The sequence below is a fragment of the Cellulomonas pasadenensis genome, assembly GCF_047229365.1.
Taxonomy (GTDB): Bacteria; Actinomycetota; Actinomycetes; order Actinomycetales; family Cellulomonadaceae; genus Cellulomonas.
In genome coordinates, this window is sequence record NZ_JBFTEP010000238.1 from 1 (window position 1) to 2,607 (window position 2,607).

At 77.4% G+C, this 2,607-nt stretch carries 2 protein-coding genes; one reads left to right on the plus strand and one right to left on the minus strand.

The genetic code is table 11. The annotated features are described in order from the left end of the window. Positions 1 to 1,430 (minus strand): DUF2142 domain-containing protein (locus tag AB6N23_RS18040; protein ID WP_412867342.1); only part of this gene is annotated, 1,430 nt, incomplete at its 3' end. A gap of 161 nt (positions 1,431 to 1,591) precedes the next feature. Here AB6N23_RS18040 and rfbD point away from each other — a divergent pair. Continuing rightward, positions 1,592 to 2,437, plus strand: coding sequence for a dTDP-4-dehydrorhamnose reductase (gene rfbD / locus AB6N23_RS18045; protein WP_412867343.1), 846 nt, complete (start codon positions 1,592 to 1,594; stop codon positions 2,435 to 2,437). Positions 2,438 to 2,607: the final 170 nt, after the last annotated feature.

A 2,607-nucleotide genomic window follows, 5' to 3' on the forward strand; every position in this document is an offset into this window, starting at 1 on the left:
GTGCCCTGGCTCGCGCGGCCACGTCGCGCGCGCACGCGGCCGGCCGCGAGTCGCAGCGCCGCGGCCAGCGAGCCGAACCCCGCGGCGATGACGAGCGCGTCGTTGTTCACGATGGCGAACTGGTGCGCCACCATCGGCTGCAGCGTCACGGCGAGCGCCAGCAGGACCGCCGGCGTCGGCAGGCCCGGCAGCAGCCGGCGCGCCACGAGCACGGAGGCCCAGGCGGCGAGGGCGCCCAGCGCCACGCTGACCAGGCGCATCCCGAGCAGCTTGTCGTCGAACGTGCCGGGCGTCAGCGCGTACGCGACGGCCGACGGCACGTAGTACGCGGGTGGGTACCCCGCCGCGGCCGTGGTGCCGTTGGCGCGCGGCGACGCAGCCGCGAGGTCGCGGACGAGCTCCTCCTTGGCCTCGACGGAGTGGTCGGGGCGGTCGGAGGGCGGCGTCAGGCCGGTGCCCTGGTACTCGTGCAGCACCTGCAGCTGCGGGCTCAGCGCGTCCGGCAGCTCGTCGTACGGCTGACCCCGGACGGGGATGCGGCGCTCCTCGGCGAGGAACTGCCCGTACGCGACGTGCGCGCCCTCGTCCATGCCCTCGAGCGGCGGCAGGAGACCGGCCCACAGCAGGCCGCGCAGCAGCGCGACGACCACGACGCACCAGGTGGCGACGCGGATCGACCGGAAGGAGCTGTGCACCGCGAGGACGAGGGCGACCGCGAGCAGCAGCGCCCACGCGACCATGGCGGGCGGCTGCACCCACCACGCGTGCCCGACGGACGCGCGCTCGAAGGCCGTGAGCACCTGCTGCGGCACGGGCGGGGCGGCGTACTCGGCCACGACGAGCGCGGTGAGGTCGGACACGACGCCGTCGACGACCGCCGGCTCCGCGTCGGACCGCGGCTCGCCGAGCCACACCGCGGCGGCCTGCTGCCACGCGCCCGGCGCCGACGTGACGCGCACGGTGTACGTGCGCCCCGCGCTGTCGGCGAGCGGGTCGAACGACAGCGCGCGCGTCGTCGTCACGCTGTCGACGAGGTCGGCGCACGCGGTGCGCTGCGTGGCGACGACGTCGCCGGCGGGGTCCTCGAGGCTCACGTCGACGGCGCAGTCGGTGGCGCCGAGGAACGTCGTGAAGCTGACGCCCACCGCGGCGAGGCCGTCCTGGTCGGCCGTGACCTCCTGCACGACCTCGTGCCCCGGCTCGAGGAGCACGGACGGCGTGGAGACGCCCACCGTCTGGGTGCGCTCGCCCTGCACCAGCCCGGCGGGACGGGTCCACCACACGAGCACGGTGAGCAGGACGAGCAGCACGGCGCCGGCGGTGGCCCACGTCCGGCCGCTGCGCAGCGGCGAAGGTCGGTCGGCGCGGCCGTCGGCGGGGTCGTCGGCGCCGGGCGCTCGCTCGGTCCGGTGGGCCTCGCCCGGCGACATGGTCGGTCCTCGCGGTCGACGACAGGGGCTCCGCGCGGCGGCACCGACGAGCAGCGTCGGCGGCCGCGCGCCGCCCGATGCTACCGGCACGGGCGGGCGCGGCCCCGACCCGTACGCTGTCGCGCGTGACCGAGGGCAGGACGGACGGACGGAGGCAGCCGGTGCGGTGGTGGGTCGTGGGAGCGGCGGGCATGCTCGGGCAGGACCTGGTGGACGTGCTGCGCGCACGCGGTGACGAGGCGCGCGCGCTCGACCGGGACACGGTCGACATCACCGACCCGGCCGCGGTCGCGGCGCTGGCCGGCGATGTCGACGTGGTCGTCAACTGCGCGGCCTGGACGGCGGTCGACGACGCCGAGACGCGCGAGGCCGATGCCTTCCGCGTGAACGCGGTCGGCCCCGCGAACCTCGCGACGCTGGCGACCGCACGCGGTGCACGGCTGGTGCAGATCAGCACGGACTACGTGTTCGCGGGCGACGCGGACGAGCCGTACGCGGCGGACGCGCCCGTCGACCCGCGCTCGGCCTACGGCCGCACGAAGGCTGCGGGCGAGTGGGCGGTCCGCGCGACCGGCCCCGACCACCTCGTCGTGCGGACCGCGTGGCTGTACGGGGCGCGGGGCGCGTGCTTCCCGAAGACGATGGCGCGCCTGGTGCGCGAGCGCGGCGGCGTGAGCGTCGTCGACGACCAGGTCGGCCAGCCGACGTGGACCCGGGACGTGGCGGACCTCGTCGTGCGGCTCGTCGACGCCGACGCGCCCGGCGGGACGTACCACGCGACGTCGCAGGGGCAGACGTCGTGGCGCGGGTTCGCGCAGGCGGTCGTCGCGGCGGACGGCGGCGACCCGGAGGTCGTCGCGCCGACCACGTCGGAGGCGTTCGTGCGTCCGGCGCCCCGCCCGGCGTACTCGGTGCTGTCGCACGACACGGTCCGGGCGGCCGGCGTCGAGCCGATCGGCCCGTGGGAGGAGCGGTGGGCGCTCGCGGCGCCCTCGGTGCTCGCCTGACGCGCGCACGCGCACGACGACGGAGGCCCGTCCCCGGAGGGACGGGCCTTCGTCGTCGCACCGGGACGGTGCGGCCGTGCGCTCGGGCGGCCGGCGCGGTCAGGCCGTGGGGGCGCCGTCCGTCGGCTCGGCGACCGGCTCCGCGACCGGCTCGACGCGCGGTGCGGCGG